The sequence below is a fragment of the Primorskyibacter sp. S87 genome, from assembly GCF_049801055.1.
GTDB lineage: Bacteria > Pseudomonadota > Alphaproteobacteria > Rhodobacterales > Rhodobacteraceae > JBNAGF01.
In genome coordinates this window covers 87,285-104,587 of sequence record NZ_JBNAGF010000009.1, presented here as the reverse complement: position 1 = coordinate 104,587, position 17,303 = coordinate 87,285, and the positions used below count along the sequence as shown (strand labels likewise).

Annotated in this window: 18 protein-coding genes; 7 read left to right on the top strand and 11 right to left on the bottom strand. The window is 55.2% G+C overall.

Features of this window, described 5'->3' with window-relative positions; translation table 11 throughout:
- Window positions 1-134 precede the first annotated feature (134 nt).
- From ACP15U_RS15495 to ACP15U_RS15485, 3 genes are all read left to right on the top strand, one after another.
- Complete coding sequence (locus ACP15U_RS15495) at window positions 135-2,021, top strand: tetratricopeptide repeat protein (protein WP_425046058.1); 1,887 nt, start codon at window positions 135-137, stop codon at window positions 2,019-2,021.
- Window positions 2,022-2,134: 113 nt separating this feature from the next.
- Window positions 2,135-3,040 (top strand): amidohydrolase family protein, encoded by a 906-nt coding sequence (locus ACP15U_RS15490; protein WP_425046057.1) that lies wholly within the window; start codon window positions 2,135-2,137, stop codon window positions 3,038-3,040.
- A gap of 90 nt (window positions 3,041-3,130) precedes the next feature.
- A complete protein-coding gene (locus ACP15U_RS15485) occupies window positions 3,131-4,117 on the top strand; it encodes an NAD(P)-dependent alcohol dehydrogenase (RefSeq protein WP_425046056.1) in 987 nt (328 codons plus the stop codon).
- Here the strand turns inward: ACP15U_RS15485 and ACP15U_RS15480 are convergent.
- Window positions 4,089-5,057, bottom strand: a complete 969-nt coding sequence (locus ACP15U_RS15480; protein ID WP_425046055.1) for an NAD(P)-dependent alcohol dehydrogenase — start codon at window positions 5,055-5,057, stop codon at window positions 4,089-4,091. The genes ACP15U_RS15485 and ACP15U_RS15480 overlap by 29 nt on opposite strands.
- Window positions 5,058-5,272: 215 nt before the next feature.
- On the opposite strand from ACP15U_RS15480, the gene ACP15U_RS15475 reads away from it, so the two are divergent.
- Together ACP15U_RS15475 and ACP15U_RS15470 are read left to right on the top strand one after the other, a co-directional pair.
- Window positions 5,273-5,611: a hypothetical protein gene (locus ACP15U_RS15475; protein WP_425046054.1), complete on the top strand. Its 339-nt coding sequence runs from the start codon at window positions 5,273-5,275 to the stop codon at window positions 5,609-5,611.
- Window positions 5,604-6,830 carry an HlyD family secretion protein gene (locus tag ACP15U_RS15470; protein ID WP_425046053.1) on the top strand — a complete coding sequence of 409 codons (1,227 nt, stop codon included), beginning with the start codon at window positions 5,604-5,606 and terminating at the stop codon, window positions 6,828-6,830. Before ACP15U_RS15475 ends, ACP15U_RS15470 begins: the two co-directional genes overlap by 8 nt.
- Window positions 6,831-7,230: 400 nt before the next feature.
- Here ACP15U_RS15470 and ACP15U_RS15465 read toward each other — a convergent pair whose 3' ends face one another.
- Genes ACP15U_RS15465 through ACP15U_RS15435 form a run of 7 tightly spaced genes read right to left on the bottom strand, consistent with a single transcriptional unit; the run spans window position 7,231 to window position 13,117 of the window.
- On the bottom strand, window positions 7,231-8,097 hold the full coding sequence (locus tag ACP15U_RS15465; RefSeq protein ID WP_425046052.1) for a dioxygenase: 867 nt from the start codon (window positions 8,095-8,097) through the stop codon (window positions 7,231-7,233).
- Between the two features lie 10 nt (window positions 8,098-8,107).
- On the bottom strand, window positions 8,108-9,412 hold the full coding sequence (locus ACP15U_RS15460) for a TRAP transporter large permease (RefSeq protein WP_425046051.1): 1,305 nt from the start codon (window positions 9,410-9,412) through the stop codon (window positions 8,108-8,110).
- Window positions 9,409-9,960 carry a TRAP transporter small permease subunit gene (locus ACP15U_RS15455; protein ID WP_425046050.1) on the bottom strand — a complete coding sequence of 184 codons (552 nt, stop codon included), beginning with the start codon at window positions 9,958-9,960 and terminating at the stop codon, window positions 9,409-9,411. Before ACP15U_RS15455 ends, ACP15U_RS15460 begins: the two co-directional genes overlap by 4 nt.
- A gap of 29 nt (window positions 9,961-9,989) precedes the next feature.
- Window positions 9,990-11,063, bottom strand: coding sequence for a C4-dicarboxylate TRAP transporter substrate-binding protein (locus ACP15U_RS15450; RefSeq protein ID WP_425046049.1), 1,074 nt, complete (start codon window positions 11,061-11,063; stop codon window positions 9,990-9,992).
- A gap of 36 nt (window positions 11,064-11,099) precedes the next feature.
- On the bottom strand, window positions 11,100-11,558 hold the full coding sequence (locus tag ACP15U_RS15445; protein ID WP_425046048.1) for an OsmC family protein: 459 nt from the start codon (window positions 11,556-11,558) through the stop codon (window positions 11,100-11,102).
- A 12-nt stretch (window positions 11,559-11,570) separates the two neighbouring features.
- Window positions 11,571-12,236: a malonic semialdehyde reductase gene (locus tag ACP15U_RS15440; protein WP_425046047.1), complete on the bottom strand. Its 666-nt coding sequence runs from the start codon at window positions 12,234-12,236 to the stop codon at window positions 11,571-11,573.
- Complete coding sequence (locus ACP15U_RS15435; protein ID WP_425046046.1) at window positions 12,233-13,117, bottom strand: fumarylacetoacetate hydrolase family protein; 885 nt, start codon at window positions 13,115-13,117, stop codon at window positions 12,233-12,235. Before ACP15U_RS15435 ends, ACP15U_RS15440 begins: the two co-directional genes overlap by 4 nt.
- Before the next feature lie 82 nt (window positions 13,118-13,199).
- Here ACP15U_RS15435 and ACP15U_RS15430 point away from each other — a divergent pair, with 82 nt between their 5' ends.
- Both ACP15U_RS15430 and ACP15U_RS15425 read left to right on the top strand, forming a co-directional pair.
- Window positions 13,200-13,586, top strand: coding sequence for a YciI family protein (locus tag ACP15U_RS15430; RefSeq protein ID WP_425046045.1), 387 nt, complete (start codon window positions 13,200-13,202; stop codon window positions 13,584-13,586).
- A 44-nt stretch (window positions 13,587-13,630) separates the two neighbouring features.
- Complete coding sequence (locus ACP15U_RS15425; RefSeq protein WP_425046044.1) at window positions 13,631-14,296, top strand: GntR family transcriptional regulator; 666 nt, start codon at window positions 13,631-13,633, stop codon at window positions 14,294-14,296.
- Between the two features lie 123 nt (window positions 14,297-14,419).
- Here the strand turns inward: ACP15U_RS15425 and ACP15U_RS15420 are convergent, their stop codons facing one another.
- From ACP15U_RS15420 to dctP, 3 genes are all read right to left on the bottom strand, one after another.
- Complete coding sequence (locus ACP15U_RS15420; protein ID WP_425046043.1) at window positions 14,420-15,727, bottom strand: TRAP transporter large permease; 1,308 nt, start codon at window positions 15,725-15,727, stop codon at window positions 14,420-14,422.
- A complete protein-coding gene (locus ACP15U_RS15415) occupies window positions 15,727-16,227 on the bottom strand; it encodes a TRAP transporter small permease (RefSeq protein WP_425046042.1) in 501 nt (166 codons plus the stop codon). The genes ACP15U_RS15420 and ACP15U_RS15415 overlap by 1 nt, the downstream gene beginning before the upstream one ends.
- Window positions 16,228-16,290: 63 nt before the next feature.
- Window positions 16,291-17,298 carry a TRAP transporter substrate-binding protein DctP gene (dctP, locus tag ACP15U_RS15410; RefSeq protein ID WP_425046125.1) on the bottom strand — a complete coding sequence of 336 codons (1,008 nt, stop codon included), beginning with the start codon at window positions 17,296-17,298 and terminating at the stop codon, window positions 16,291-16,293.
- Window positions 17,299-17,303 lie beyond the last annotated feature (5 nt).

The window sequence follows — 17,303 nt, the reverse complement described above, 5'->3', positions numbered from 1 at the left end:
ATACTTACCCTGCGACATTATGGGTCTTTCGGCAAATACCTCGGCAATTCACGAGATGAGCCATCACACCTTCACGCGGCAAAGTTGGATTTTCTGTGAGTGCTACCTTAACCTGATCGGAGGGAGTGCATTTGGTGGATCGTCGTCTCACAGCAATTCTGGCCATAGATGCCGTTGGCTATTCCCGTTTGATGCAAACGGATGAAACCGGAACATTGGCGCGCCTAAAATCCCATCGCGCAGACCTTATCGATCCAAAGGCCGAACAATATGCGGGGAAAACCATCAAACTGATGGGCGACGGCGCCTTGATGGAGTTTCCCAGCGTCGTCAACGCAGTTCGATTTGCTGTCGAAGTGCAATGTGCAATGTCCGAAAGAAACGTCAGTGTTCCGGCTGACAATCGCATCGAGTTTCGCATCGGCATCAATGTCGGTGATGTCATCGACGAAGCCGGCGACATACATGGCGATGGGGTGAATATCGCCTCACGGATTGAAGGCCTGGCCCAACCCGGCGGTGTTTGCGTTCACCGCAACGTTCGAAATCAGGTGATCGGAAAGCTCGATCTGGAGTTCGAGGACCTCGGGGATATCCAAGTCAAAAGCATCAGCCAGCCGGTACCGGTTTTCAATGTCACGCTGAACGATCAGGCAAAGAGACTTTGCTCTCCGGTCATCATGCCCCCAAAGCCCCAACGCCTTTCTGTTGGGCAGATTGCTGCCTTGGTCATTGCATGTCTCGCCCTGTTGTCAGGGCTGACCTGGTGGCAATACGGGCGCCCTGACTTTGCACCGGTCAGTGTAGCGGATATGGAGCAACCTCTTCCCGACAAGCCGTCGATTGCCGTTTTGGCGTTCACTGATCTTAGTCAAGGCGAGGACAAGGGATACCTCAGCGACGCAATCAGCGAAGAAATTTTGACCAAGCTCTCGCGATTTCCAGAGTTCTTCGTGATTTCGCGAAACTCTAGCTTTTTCTATCGGGAGAAATCTGCCGACGTCCGCGATATCGCACGGGAACTGGGCGTTCGCTATGTGCTGGAAGGCAGCCAGCAGAAATCTGGAAACCAGCTACGGGTTACAGCAACCTTGATAGATGCTGTTGCCGGAAATTCGATCTGGGTTGAAACCTATGATCGTGAGTTGAAGGATATCTTTTCACTGCAGGATGAAATCACCCGCACCATTGCGGCCACATTGGAACAGAGCATTGATCTGGCCGAGTATGACCGCCTGTTGCGTCAGCCAACCGAGAACTATGGCGCTTATGAATTGGTCTATTTGAGCCGCGCGGAACGGCTCAAATTCACTCCTGAGGGCAACGAGAAGGCAAAACAGCTTGCTGAAAGGGCGCTTAAACTGGATCCTGAATATTCTGTCGCCTATTTTAGTCTGGCTTGGGTTCATATCAACTGCGATCGCTGGGGTTGGTGTGATGACCGACCGCGTGACGAGGCTTTGGGCCTGGCCTTGGCCGCGGCACGAAAGGCGGTTGCACTAGACCCGGACAGCTCACTTGCCCACTGGGTTTTGGCTCACGCGTTCATGCAGGCAAACGAACTGGAGCAATCAGAGCGTGAGTATAATCGAGCCATCGAATTGAACCCGAATTCGGCAGGTGTTCTGGCAGGGTCTGTCGAAGCGATGGTTTACCTTGGTCAAGTAGACAAGGCGGTTGAAAGACTGAAAACCGCGATCCGCCTGAACCCGCATCACCCGGATTGGTATCTTTGGAGCCTCGCCTGGGCGCAGTATTTTGCGGGCCAGTATCAGGACGGTCTGGAAGCGATCGATCAGATGGCGAAAATACCAAACCTCGCCCGCAGAACCCAAGCTGCACTGTTTGTCAGGTTAGGCGAGATTCAGGACGCAAGAGCTTCAATCGATAAACTGCTGGAGGGTCAGCCCGGGTATACAATCGAAGATCAGGAATACAGTCTCAAGGGCAAGTTTCGCAATGAACAAGTCGCTGCCCGGTTCATTGAAGATCTGCGAACAGCGGGGTTGCCAGAAAAATAAAACCGTGGATCCGAGATGATAATTTTCAGGTATGTTTGATTTCGGGATGTTGCGATCCAGTTTGACTCGAAGATCATATCCAATAACCAAGCCAACGACCGTGAGAGTGAACAATGACAATCATGCCCACTTTCCCAAATGGACTTGCCGTTGTTCTCTTGGTCGGCGGCCTGATTTCGCCGAACATGGCGGCCTCAGAACAAACCGCCGAACTCATCGGAGAAGCCGTCAAGGATCTGCCGATTTTTGATGCGCATATTCACTACAAGCAACCGGCTTGGGACTCGTATCCCGTTGAACGGGTCATCAGCCTGATGGACCAGACCGGTGTTGCCATGGGGCTGGTTTCATCTACGCCCGACGAAGGAACAATCCGTTTGTGGGAACATGCGCCAAACCGGATTGTTCCGGAGTTGCGCCCCTATCACGGGGATGCAGGATCATCAAACTGGACCGAGTTTCCCAAGATGCAGGCCTATCTGCGGCAAAGGCTGGAGCAATACCCACATGAAGGAATAGGAGAGTTTCACATCCGGAGCCGGGCCATGTGGGACGAGGATCTGTTTCGGGAAATCATAGCCATGGCAAAGCAGCAGGATCTTTATCTGCATGTCCACTCGGACGCTGAGCCGATCCGCTGGCTCTATGACCTGGATCCGGACGTAAAGATCATTTGGGCCCATGCCGGTCTGGGAGAACCTGCGCGGGCCGTTTATCAGCTGATGTCGGACTATCCGGACCTTGTTGCTGATACGTCGCTGCGCGAAGGTTCGATCATGGGCCAGGGCCATTCACTGGACCCGGAATGGAAGAAGATCGTGTTTGAGTTTCAGGATAGGCTGATGGTTGGAAGTGATACTTGGGTCAACAGCCAGTGGGAGAATTATGAGCGCATTATCGCCTCGAACCGGCAGTGGTTGTCGCTTTTGCCCCGTTCAGTTGCCGAAAAGATCGCATACAAAAACGCTGAACGGTTGTTTGGGCGAACTATTTCGAACAACTTGATCGGAACAAGATAGACAGCCCGCGAGCCATTCTTCCCTCGCGAGGCCTGGTACTCGCTCAGATGGGCCAACCCAAATTGTCCTTCGCAAAGAAAGTTTGACTGGATGACCTCCCCAAAGACAATGAAAGCGGTCGCTTTCGACCGGTATGGTCCGCCCGAACGACTGGCGCTGACCAATCTACCTGTGCCGGAACCTGACGTGGGCGAGGTTCGGTTGCTTGTGCATGCGACAACCGTCAACCGCACAGATACCGCAACCCTCAGGGGTCACCCCTTTTTTGCACGCCTGATAACCGGTGTTTTCAGGCCGAAGATGAAAACGCTGGGAATGGATTTTGCTGGAACTGTCGATGCAGTTGGCAGGGGCGTGACCAACCTGCAAGTAGGAGACCGCGTATTCGGCCTGTCACCAGACCAGTTCGGGGCACATGCGGAATTCATGTGTCTGTCGGCCGACGCGGCAATCGCGCCCATTCCCCAAGGGCTCGGTTTTGACGAGTCTGTGGTGTGCGAGGGTGCGTGGTACGCCAGCTCAACAATCAACCTGCTTCAAGCGGGTCAATGCTGTCTGATTTTCGGAGCCTCCGGCGCCATCGGAATAGCTGCTGTTCAACTCGCTAAGTCGCGCGGGCTTCATGTCACGGCTGTTGTCGGTTCCCGCCATGTCGAGCTTGCAAACAGGCTCGGTGCCGACCGTGTTCTGAATTTTGAAACCGAGGATTTCACGGCAATCGGTGAAACATTTGATCTGGTTTTGGATGCGGTTGGCAAAACATCGTGGTTCAGGTGCAGACCCTTGCTAAAGAAAGCCGGGATTTTCGCGGCAACGGATCTCGGCCCGTTTTGGTCAAACATCATTCTCGGGGCGGTGTTTGCAATGACGGGCAGTCGCCGCGTTCGCATTCCATTCCCCGTGGATGCCGAAGGTTTTGTTCGAGATCTGGCTAAGCTCATGGAAGACGGCCAATTTCAGGGGATTTTTGATCGGAGCTACGCTCTGGACGAAATTGTTGACGCGTTTCGCTATGTCGAACAGGGTCAAAAAACCGGGATCGTCGCTGTTAGTGTTCGCCATGATCCTGAGGGCTGATCACGATTTTCCCGCGAACTTCGCCTCTTCCAGTGCGCTCAAGAGCCTCAGGAACAGATGATAGCGGCTGCACCGTGTCCAGATGGGGGATGATCCGCCCCTCGACGGCCATTTGTGCTACACGCTCTGTCAGATCCTGTCCCGAGGGAACCAACAACATACCGATCGATTTGCTGTTCCTGCCAAACCAGCCGCCGATCACAAGCGACAACAGTACCGGAATGCGCCCGCCAAGAGCTTGATAAACCCCTCCATCGGACAGAGCGGCAGAAATTGCTCCAGGACCCCGGGTGGCGACCATGTCAAGAATTCGATCCCAGGTTTGTTCACTCTTCGCAAAGTCCTGACGCCGATAGTCGATGAGTGCGTCTGCCCCCAAGGTTCCAAGCCACTTTGTCTTTTCGCCATTGTCGACGACAGTCACATGCGCTCCGGCGGCCTTTGCAAGCTGGAGCGCAAGAGTTCCCGACCCACCCCCAGCCCCGTTGATCAGAAACTTCGTGCCCTTCCGAAGTTCGGAAGTCCCTGACACTGCGATACCGCCAGCCTGCGGCAGGCACGCCGCCACTTCGTTGCTCAACCCATCGGGAACAGGCACGGTTTCACTAGCCGGGACGCAGGCGTATTCTGCGAAGCCTCCCCGGGTCATGACAAAATCTCCCATGACCCGTTGTCCGGTCCTGAAACCGGATACCCCGGGGCCAAGCTTGTCGACGATGCCGACAATATCCGAACCCAGAACAGGAACCTTGGGGCGAAATATTCCTCCAACCAAGCGGGCGTAGAACGGAGACCCCACGAGGTATTCGTAGTCGGACAGATTGACCCCGCAGGCCGTTACCTTGACCCTGATTTGGCCGTTTCCGGGCTCGGGCAACTCCAGATCCGCGACGCGAAGCAGGTCCGGCCCGCCGTAACGATCTTGAACCACAGCCTTCATTACTTCTCCTGCCTTTCGCTCCCTTTCTGGCCGCTGCCTCGTTTCGGCAAAAAAGGAATGGTGACTGAGACATTGGCATCGATCAGTATTGGATGCGTTGTTCAAGATCACATTGTTGACTGACCCGGTGAGGTTACTTTGACAGCGGCTCGCGTTGATCCCGCTGCTTTTAGTAGACTATAGTCTCAGAGACAGTTGCGAAACCGGAGGCCCGCGTGAACAGTTCCATTTCCGACGAGGCGCTGGCACGGCTTCCATTCTGGGTTACCCCACCGGGTGAAACAGACGGTTTTCTTATCCTCGTCGGATGCCTTCTGGTATTGATATTGCTGGGATTTGGCGCGCTGTATTTCACGATTCAGGCCATTCCCGACCGGATGGCGGCGGGTGCGCACAAAGTCCAAATGCAACTGGTTGGCGTCTTGGGGCTGATCTCGCTGTTTACTTTGAACAACGCGTTCTGGATCGCTGCGATTTTGATTGCAGCCGTTCCGCTGCACGAGCTGTTTCCATTAAAACCGGTTTTCGGCCCGACAGGAGATGACGATGCTTGAGCTTGTTTTCTCTGCCCTGATAACGATCGTTCCTGACTACCTCTACCGCAGATATCAACAGGGCAAGCGATGGGGGCACGAAATCACTCTGTTCAATGTCTGGTACGAGCTTCGCTGGGGTTTGACCGCCTGCGCCATTCTGGCGGTGACCTTGATTACCGTGATTTTCTACTTTCATCCTTCCACGCGCAACGTTTCGGCCACCTTTCGCACGATTACGGTTCTGTCTGATCGCGTGGGTCGGGTTGACGAGGTGTATGTCTCCAACAACGCGGTTCTCACGGCAGGCGATCCGATTTTCCGCCTGGATACGACGCGACAGGAAGCGGCTGCCGAGACCGCACAAAGGCGCCTGGAAGAGATCGAAGCATCTCTGGATCTGATCACAACGGAAATAGCCGGTGCACAAGCACAGCTCGAAGCAGCCGATGCGGATCTGAGGCAAGCGGCTGATGATTTGCAACGCCGCCTTTTGCTTGCCGAACGCAGCTCTACCACTGTCAGTGAACAGGAACTCGAACGCTTGCAGACAGCCGTTTCCCGCGCAGAGAGCCAGCGTGCGGCTGCGTTGGCTGTGCTTGACGGAGCAAGGCTGCGACAATCGACGGTTTTGCCAGCGCAGCGAGAAAGCGCCAGCGCCGTGCTTCGAGAAGCAGAAAATGAGATCGCCAAATCCACCGTCTATGCCGCAGTGGACGGGACAGTTACACAGTTCCTGCTAAAACCGGGAGATATCGTGAACCCGATCCTTCGCCCGGCGGGTATTCTTGTCCCCAAGGTCACCGGGCAAGGCCGTTTCGTTGCCGCGTTCGGTCAGATCTCAGCCGGTGTTTTGAAACCTGGCATGTTGGTGGAAGTTACCTGTGCGTCAAAACCGTTGGCAATTATCCCAATGGTGATCGACGAAGTGCAAGGCGCAATCGCAGCCGGACAGTTCCGGCCCGGAGACTCACTGCTTGATCAACAGGATCGTGCCAGGCCCGGAACCTTAACCGCTCTGCTTGCTCCGATTTTTCCCAAACATCTTGAAAACATTCCGCCGGGCAGCGCATGTGTCGGCGTCGCATACACAAGCCGCGCGGCGGAATTGGAAGCGGGGGAAATCACAGGATTTTCTGCCTTCATCGCGCGGATCGTGGACGGCATGGGGATCGCGAATGCCATCGTTCTACGGGCACAGGCAATATTGCTTCCTGTCAAAGTTCTCGTGTTTTCCTGATTTTGGTCGTCGTCCGTATTCAGAGCCGGACCGTCTGCCATAGCTTCGGCCACCAGTTCCTGGGCACGGTCCGGGTTTTTTTAGGCTGGCGAACTCTGCCAAATTTGCGTCGCCGACTGTGTCGAAGACACGACTACGATGCCGGTCTACGCATTCGGTCACCAAATCCAGGCCGTTGGAGATCCGGTGCAAAGCAGTTTCTTCGTCGAAATTCACAACCGCAGTCGACCCTAAGAGTTGACGACCATTATCTCTACCAACTTGCGTTCCATCGGACACCCGTCAGGTTCAACCTATCGGAACAACAGCCCAATCTCGCTGCTCGACCAAACCAACACCAGATTGCGGGTCACGGAGCCATTTTACATTCGGGGATCGCCGCGGGCGGTATCGCAGGCTTTCAGGCTTTGGCGAGTGTCACGTCGAACTTCACGTACAGGTAGGATTCTTTGATCTTGCCCGATAGCTCCATGCCAGCCGGAAAATCGGACGCCGGCCGTTCAACATAGGTCATCACCAGATCGTCCCGAACGCCAAACACGGTATCTTCGTCAAGGTATGGGTCATCGTCTGGGAAGATCTCGGTCACGAGGGTCCGGTATCCGGGCGCCTTGACGATGTAGTGGAGATGCGACGGCCGCCAGGGATGACGGCCACATGCTCTCAGGATATCACCAACTGGCCCATCGGACGGCACGGTGTATTCAACAGGCTTGACGGTTGTGAAGGCATAACGGCCATCATCTCCGACTGTCATCAATCCGTGAAACGAGTAGGTGTCCTGCTCTTCATCCTGGCTGGCATAGAGCCCGTTCGGAGCCGTCTGCCAGATGTCGAGTTCGGCCCCGGCAATGGGGTTTCCGTCAGTGTCCTTGATGACACCTTCGGCTAGTAAAATAGGCCCGCCATAATGCCGTTTCATGTCTCCGCCGATGGGCAACGGAGGCGCGCCCGATACATGAAAGGGCCCGAGAACCGAAGAGCTCGTGGCCTCAGGGCTGGAATGGATCATATCTACGAGTGATGACAGACCCAGCACATCTGATGCCAAAACAAACTCGTGCCTGTCTTCGGTTTCGACAGCGGCGCAACCTTCGAGAAACGAGATTCCAGCGCGCCATTCATCATGTGTCAAATTGGTTTCGCGGGCGAAGTCGTGCAGGTGCCTGACCAGAGACTCCATGACCTCGCGCATTCGGGGATCTGTATCCGTGGAAAGGTATCCCATGAAAACGTCGGTGATATTGTCCTTGGTGACTGTGCGCATCTTGACTTCCTCAGATCAGGGCAAGGCTAAGGATCGGAAATTCGATCAGGATAAACAGGACAATCAGCATGACCAACGCAAACGGCAACGCGCCCATGAACACGTCCTTTAGAGATATGCGATCGTCGTTGATCGTGGATTTGATGACAAAACAGGAAATACCGAGGGGCGGCGTCAAAAGTCCGATTTCGGCCCCTACAACAGTGATAATGCCGAACCAGATTAAAGACATATCCAACGCCTCAGCCATTGGCAAGAACAGCGGAACAACGATCAGAATAATCGAGGCCGTATCCAGAAGCGTGCCCAGAAACAGCATCAGCAGAACGTAGAGCAGCATGATCGTCCAGAACGATGCAGAATTGCCCGCGAGTATGTCCTGCAACTGGTTCGGCAGGCCGGCCAGACCCAGCATTCGGCTGTAAATCGAAGCCGCAGTAATCAGAAACAGAATTGCAGCAGTGATGTGCCCGGTCTCAAGAAGGGCATCCCAGAATGCTTTCGGCGACATGGATTTTCGAAGTATCGCAATAACAAGAGCAACCATCGCGCCGGCTGCACCTGCCTCAACCGCGGTTAGCCAGCCGGTATAAATTCCGCCAAGAACAACGGTAATTATGAACACCGTGGGAAGCGTCTTTGATGCAACCTCGCGGCCGGACATCCATTCACTCTCTGCGACCACCCGGCCGCCGACAAATGCAGGGGTGAAACGGCCCATCAGCCAGATTGCGCCGACATAGGCGATGGCCAGCATGATGCCGGGAATGACCCCGGCCAGAAACATGTCGCCCACAGACTGTTCCGCCACAAAGGAATAGATTATTAACATGGCCGAGGGTGGGATGATCATTCCCAGAACAGAAGAGCCAGCCACAACGCCAACCGCAAACCGCGGGTTGTAGTCCTGTGCCATCATCTGGGGCACTGATACCTTGGTAAACACAGATGCGGAGGCGATTGATGATCCTGTTACCGCCGCGAAAACCGCATTTGCACCGACAGTCGCCATGCCGATCCCGCCTTTGACCTTTCGAAATCGCATCGTCATGACTTCGTAGATGTCTCGCCCAAGCCCGGCCTTTGAGACAATGAGCCCCATGAATGTGAACAGGGGTATCGTGGCAAAGCTGTATTCCATCGCGCTGTCGCCAACGGCAACCTTGAGCAGGTTCAGCGCGAGGGTGAAATTGTCTCGCATCAGCCAGATCGAAACGAACGAGACAACGCCAAGGGCTACCGGGATATAGAGGCCGGCGTAGATCAATATGACGATGGCGACGACCGAGATCAGGCCGATCTCGATTGGCGTCATTTGGCGGCCTCATCATGTTCAGGGGCGCGGACCAGTTGCGGGCGGTCTTGTGCTCTGATGACCTTGAGCAGAAAGATCACGCTCGCAAGCGCGGTGCCAAACGCGATCACAAGCTTGACCGGCCACCAAGGTAAGGTGAAGAGACCGGGTACCCCAAAGTAGTCCTGCGTTTTCCACATGTGCAGGAATTCGGGGAATGTCACATACGCGATAAGGGCCATAAAGATTGCAGAGATTGCATTGATGAGGCGCCTGAGGTTTGTCGTCATGCCCGGTCGGCGGTGATACATCAGGTTTAGGAAGCCATCGGATCTGGTTAGTCGATCTACCCGAACCACGTCTGCAAGCTGCAGGAAAACGATCATCACAACGGAAAACTGCACCATTTCGTAGGTGCCTCGCAGCGGTGCCGAAAACAGACCCCGGGCGATGACGTCAACGTTCAGAATGACCACCAACGCCAGCACGACGAGCGTGCCCATTGCGTTGGCGGCGATTGCGAGTGCATTGGCGACCCGCGACAGGACATCAACAGCGGACTTCAGCATATAGGCCCCTCCCCCGGATCGCCGGTCCGTTATTCGGCAGTCCAGTCACGCATGCCTGTGAAGCCGGCATCGTTGAGCTTTCCCAGATAAGCGGCAAGCATCTCGGTGCCCTGCTCGCCTTTTTCGTTGAGTGTTGCTGCCCATTCCTGAGCTACGTTGGGCATTGCAGCCGCCCATGCCGCACGGTCCTCGTCAGAGAGTTCGACAATAGTGCCGCCTGCTTCGACATAGGCATCACGCGACGCGTCCGCGCGATCCATTGCAATTCCGGCAACGTGATCGCGATAGTCGATGGCGACCGCTTTGAGCACATCCTTGACCTCAGCCGGCAGACCGGCCCAATAGTCAGCATTCACGGTAATTGTTTTGGAATTGACCGCGCCGAGATCGGCTTTGAGCATGTAGGGTGCAACTTCGGCGATCTTGAAGGTCTTGGATGCTTCCGGCCAGATCATCACACAGTCAACCAGCCCGGTTTGAACCATGTTGTAGAAATCGGTGAGGCCACCGCGAACTCCTGCGGCGTCCTTGATGCCTTCCAGGTATCGCAGGTTGAGACCGGCTCCGGCGATCTTGCGGCCTTCCAGATCGGCCACAGATTCCACCGGCTTTGAGCAAAACACCTGATAAGTATCCAGAACAACACCGGTTGCCAGATAGACTTGGTTCTGCGCAGCGAACTCGTTCTGCATGGCAGGGAATTCACGCGCAATCTCGTCAACGGCCTTTGCTACCGCCCGCGCATCTGCCGAGACAAATGGAGTCGAGCCGGAGATACCCTGGCTGGGCAGCTTGGACGAGTGGAAGATCGTTGTGACAATACCGATATCACCGAGGCCAAGCTGGATGCCTTCGAGAACGCCCTTGGGCTTGACGATGGAACCGCCGTAGTTCTCTTGCCAGCTCATCTTGAAATTTCCTGCTTCGGCGAGGCGCTTGTCCACTTCCGGGATGAAGAAGTTCGTGAACTCCTTCACCCACAATGCGCGATCCGGATAACCATCAATCACGACAGCATTGATCGTCTCTTCGGCCGCCGCAGGCATAGCCATCACCGTTGCCAGCGCGGCGCCCAACAAGCTGCCTTTGGTCCAGTTTTTCATGATCTCTCCTCCCAGAAAGTCGGGTCTTTTGTCCGTTTAGTTTGCCTTGACCCAGTTGACGGTCAGGTTCGTGCCTGCCGCTTCGAACAATTTTGCGATGGCGCAGTATTTGGCTGTTTCCCGTCCCACGCGCGCCAGATCCTCCCGACTGGCGCGCGTGTCACATCGAACCGTGAGTGTGATTTCAGGAAATGGCAGGTCGATCTCTTCTTGCATCAGGACACCGCGGCGGTCGAACTTGCAGTCAGCGTCGATTGTGACACTGCCGAGATCCACGCCCAATCGATGTGCATTCTTGTGTCCGATCACATTGGTACACGCGATTAGTGCGGTCATTGCCGCTTCGGTAGGTGCAGGTCCCAGATTAGTGCCGCCCCGATCTATCGGTTCGTCTATGACGACATTCAGATCGCGGACCGGGATTTCCGTTCGTGAGTGTGTCGGGCATTGCGCGGTCGTTCGATAGGTAACAACCGATTTCATCTTGATGGCCACTGCGTTGCCTCCTCAGGCGTAGGAACACACTTTGTCGAACGGAAAGCGCGGCAGCTTTTGAAACAATCCGGTCTCATCCGCATATCCGAGGTTGCACAGAAAATTTGATCTCAGTGTCGTACCCGCAAAGAACTCTTCGTCGACGATCTGGTTCGAGAACCCTGACATTGCGCCGACGTCCAGCCCGACCGCGCGAGCAGCAATCATGAAGTATGCGCCTTGCAACGTGCCATTGCGAAAGGCTGTATTTTCCACATATTCAGGCTTGTTCTCGAACAGGTGGCGGCGATCTTCGTGCGGGAACAAAAACGGCAGTTCCTTCCAGAAATCCAGGTCATGCGCAATGATCGCCGTGACCGGAGCATCCATCATCTTTGACACGTTCTTGGGTTTCAGAGATTTCGCAAGTCGGGCCTTTCCCTCGCCGCTTTTCACAAAAACAAACCGTGCGGGTAGCGTGTTCATGCTAGTCGCACCGTTGATTGTGATGTCGTAGATCTCGTGCAGCAACTCATCCGACACCGGCTTGTCCGTCCATGCATAATGCGATCTCGACTCCCGCAGGATCAGGGCGATCGCATCGTCGGACAAGCGCGGAATACGCTTTCTCAGATCGCGATGATCCTGCTGCGCCTTGGCACGAAGCGCTTCCAGTTCTGAGCCTGTCGGAGCGCTCATGCTGCAGCCACCCGCGATTTAGCGTCCTTTTCATCGATTACTGGGCTGGCGCAGATGCCGATGCCTTCGATTTCGATCTCGATGGTCTCGCCGGGTTTCAGCCAGCGCGGGTTCGGCTTTTTGGCATGGCCCACGCCAGGAGGCGTCCCGAGGGCAATCAGATCGCCAGGCTCAAGCGTCGTATACTCGGAAATCGTCGCCACCAGCTTGCGCACGCCCCAGATCATGTTCGCCGTGTTTGAGCTTTGCAGGATCTCGTCGCCCACGCGGCTTTCGATCTTCAGGCCCGATGCGCCTTCTGGCAGGTCGCCCGGTGTTACCGTGAAAGGCCCTATCGCGCCCGTGTCATCAAAGTTCTTTCCCGGCGTCCACTGAATCGTCTTGCGTTGATAATCCCGCACCGATCCATCGTTGAACACCGTGTAGCCGAACACGTAGTCCAACGCGTCATCCTCAGAAATATGACGCCCCCTTTTGCCGACGATCAGCATCAGTTCGGCTTCGTAATCGAGCTGTTCCGAGCAGGCCGGACGCACCATTGGCTGTCCCGCTGCCATGATCGAGTTCTTTCCGCGCATGAACAGAGCCGGATACTCGGGGATGTCATACCCGCCTTCTTTGATATGGTCGGTGTAATTCAGACCCATACAGATGATCGTACCGGGAGAGGCCACGGGCAACGCCGGTGTGATGGTCGATACTGGCACGCTGTCAGCAGACGAGATCTTGTCGGACAGCGAGTCGGATAGTGCCGGATTTTCTATCAGCCCCATGAGATCGGGCCCGACAGCAGAATCCAAAGCCGTTATATTTACTGCATTTTCTCCATTGACGACGAATACCGCAGTGCCTTCCGGTGTCTCGCCCACCAAGTATTTCATGTTAGCAACCCTTGTCAGTCTGCTTGATTTTTGCCGACTATTTTGATCTATGTCAAATAATATCGATATTTTGGAGAACCCGATGGTTGCGTGGGCAGATTACAAATCAGAAGCAAAAAACCGCGGCGCGTTGGCATTGGAGCTTTATGTGGCGCTCAGTACGCCGGCCAAGGCACCCAAGGACGTGAAGGCTTCGCTGCCAGATCACCTTGCCTATCAGGCGCAGCTCGAACGGTCGGGGCAACTGGCCTTTGCCGGGCCAATGTCCGACGAAACCGGAGAGCACATGCAGGGGGTTGGCATGATCGTATACCGTGCAGACAGTCTCGAAATGGCTCGGGCTTTGGCAGACAAGGATCCAATGCATCAAAGTGGGGCACGCTCTTATGTTCTGCGGCGCTGGCTGATAAACGAAGGATCCCTGAACCTTTCGGTCGGGCTGTCGACAGGCACAAATACTCTGAGCTAGGAACACAAAGACGTTGCTCAGCAACGAACAGGGAGCGGTATAAAATGGACGCATTGCTTGACACCGAGGGCAAGGAAACCTCAGCCACGCATGCGGCCTATCGCAAACTTCGCGAGATGATCCTGACCGGCGAGCTTCCCGCCGGGGAAAAACTCAAGATCGAGCAATTGAGGAACCTGCTCAACACGGGCGCAAGCCCGGTACGCGAAGCATTGAGCCTATTGACCTCAGATATGTTGGTGGAGAGGCTCGATCAGCGCGGGTTCAGGTCGGCACCCGTCAGCAAGGAGAACTTTGAAGAAATCCTGCTGCTGCGCTGCAAGCTCGAAGAAACTGCCTTACGTACATCTATCGCCAACTCGGACGCCGAATGGGAAGACAGGCTTGTTCTGCGCCATCACCATATGAAAAAGGCTGGCCAACAGGGCACTCCAGCCTTTGAAACCGCGCACAAGGCATTTCACATGGCGTTGCTCGCCAAAGCAGAAATGCCAATGCTTCAACGATATTGCTCCCAGCTCTATGACCTGAACATTCGGTATCGGTTTCTGGCTGCAATCGGACCAAGCTACCAAAAACGCGACATCGCCGCCGAGCACCAGCAGATCTTGGATGCCGCGCTGGACCGCGATGCAGAAAACGCCACTCGGCATCTGATCGAACACTACCGTCGGACCGGCGAGTATCTGAGCAGTCAGATGGACAGCTGAAACGCCGCGCAGAATGTTTCTTGGCAAAGCAGCGTCAGGCGGTCCGGTTTTATCTGGGAAACGGAGAAGAAACAGCGCCCGGGAACAAAATCTGGAAACTGGGACATCGGTGCCATCGCTGGCCTACATTGACGGCAGCCAAAGGGCCAATTGCGGGAAAGCGATCAGCAATCCAACCAGCAGGAGGGAGCAGAAAATAAACGGAAAGGCCGACGTATAGATTTCCCGCATGGTCGTTCCGGGCGGGGCTACGCCTTTCATGACAAACAACAGCAGTCCGAACGGTGGAGTGGTAAAGCTGATTTCCAGGGAAAGCAGCATGATGAGCGCAAACCATATAGGGTCAAAGCCGAGCGTTTGTGCCAGCGGAAAGAAGATCGGCACTGTCAAAAGCATGATCGAAATCTGCTCCATGAACATGCCCAATAGAAGCAGCACCCCAAACATCACCAGCAGCATCGCCAGCGGCGCAAGTTCAAAACCCGTCGCCCAATTTACAAGGCCGCGCGACGCACCGGAAAAGGCCAAAAGCTGGCTAAACGTGGCAGATCCAAAAACGATCAGATAGGCCATCAGCGTGACCCGCAATGCGCCAGTCACCGACTTTTTCAAGGCCTCCCAACTGAGACACCGAAAGAGTGCCGCAAGGATTATGACCCCAAGAGCACCAAAGGCGGCAGCCTCGGACGGGGTTACAAATCCCCGGATCATCAGTGCAATGATAACCACCATGACACCAACCATCGGGACCACCTCGGTCAGCACAAGCTTGAGTTTCGACGCAAGCGACATGGGTTCTACATCATAGGCAGGGGCCGCGTCGGGATCGATCCGCGTTTGCAACCAAATCGTGCCGATGTAGAAACAAGCAAGTATCAGGCCGGGAATCACCCCGGCAATCAAAAGACCCGCCACATCGATCTGCGCGAGCGTGGCCAGAAGAACAGCGAGGGCCGATGGCGGGATAATGATCGCAAGGCCGCCCGTCCCCAGAATAGGGCCGATGCTCATATGAGATTTGTAGCCCCTTCGGCTCATCTCCGGGACCATAAGTGACCCTAAGAGCGCGGTTGAACCCATCGAAGACCCCGAGAGGGTTGAAAATCCTGTGCCACCCAGAACGGTGACATAACTCAGCCGGCCGGGTAGCCGCCCCAATAGCTTGTCGATCGCGTTGAACATACGTCCGCCAAGCCCGGTGTGGAAAAAGATCTCTCCCATCAGCAGGAACAACGGGATCGGCATCAGCGCGTATTTTGTCAGCGACCCAAGCCCGTTATTCAATAGCTGCATCACCCCGCGGTCGCCCCCCATGAAAACCCAGGCGCCAATGATGTTGGCTGCCAGAAAGGCCAGAGCAATCGGCATCCCGATCGCCATGAGGAAAACGATTGTACCAAGAAGCAGGGCAAGCGCCTCGAACCACTCCATTATTCGTGTATCCCTGCTTCGCCGCTATGCATCAGCTCTTCGCCAAAGACAAAACGAGAGAATTCGATGGCCATCAGACCGAACGACAAGGGAAAGGCGATAGTCAGAAGCCAGCGCGGATAATAATAGGCGCGCGTGTCGTAGTCGCCGCGCTCAAAGTTGGTCATGACCAGATCGACACCCTTCCACGTCAGGATTGCGCACACCAACACACAGGTGGCCGCGACCAAGCGGCTCAATACCTCGCGCGGCTGCTGAGGCAACGCAGCCGTAAGTAACTCGATATGCACATGCCCCTTTTCGCGAACCAACCAGGGTGCGCCCAGCATGGTCATGTACAAGAGGCCGTATTCAGCCGATGTGAAAAGCCACGCAAAGGGTTGAAGCCCCAAGTTGCGCATCAAGACCGAGACCACGACAGAGATCATGATCCACACAAGCGTGAGGCCCGAAATCACAGCCATTCCGTATAACAGTGTCTGATACAGTTTGGTCAGCATCCCGGACCTCCGACAGATGTAACGCTGACCCGCCCCACAAAGCGGACGGGCCGGCGTCAGAGCTTACTTGGCCGCGTCGAGATCGTAGAACAGCTCGATCAATCGGTCGTAGTTGCCGGTTCCACCGGGCTGTTCTGCCATCACTTCGCTCATGCGCTCCCAAGTTTTTTCGCGAGCAGCAGCGAGGTACTTTGCCTTCGCTTCACCTTCGAGCGAGACGACTTTCATCCCAGCTGCGTCCAATGCAGCAAAGTCTTCGTCACGCTTGGCCCGCAACGCTTCAACGCTGTCCTTTTCATGCTGGATTGCTACGTCCTGAAGAATCTTCTGAGCTTCTGGCGAAAGCGAGTTCCACTTGTCGTTGTTCACGATCACGCCAAGGTCGGTCGAGAAGAAACAGGGCTCGATCCGGAAATTGAGAAACTCGTTCCATTTCAGGTCGATCAGGCCAATCTGAGTCCAGCCGGTAGCGTCAACCACACCACGTTGCAGAGCCGAATAAACTTCGCCTGTCGGCAAGTCGATCACCTGAGCGCCAAGGTAGTTGGTGAAAAACGCATTATAGACATTGTTGCCGCGCAGCTTCAGACCTTCTACCTCAAGATTCCCGTCGGCATCAAATGTAGGCTCGTTACGGGTCCACAAGTTGTAGCATACGCCGCTGTCGAACCAGCCAAGGTACTTCAGACCCATCTTTTCCTGATGGATCTGGTCGATGAGCGCGATGCCGCCATTTGCACGCGTTTCAACAGCGGTCAGGTTCGAGGCCACCATCGCGTCTTTTTCCGGCAAGGCGCCGCCATAGAAGGATCCGGGGGTATAGACCATGTCTACGATACCGTCGCGAACCGCATCAGGCTGCTGGAACATTCCGATCGCTTCGGGGCCGCCACGCACATCGATCTGAACCACACCCTTGCCGGCTTCGTTGACCTTGTCCACGAAGCTCAGGAAGCTCTTGGTGTAAATCAGTGTTTCGGGAAATGCATGCACTGCGGAAATTGTCTCTTCCGCCTGAAGCGTTCCCGCAACCATTGTTGCCCCTGCAAAAAGGCTACTCAGTAGTTTCATCTTCA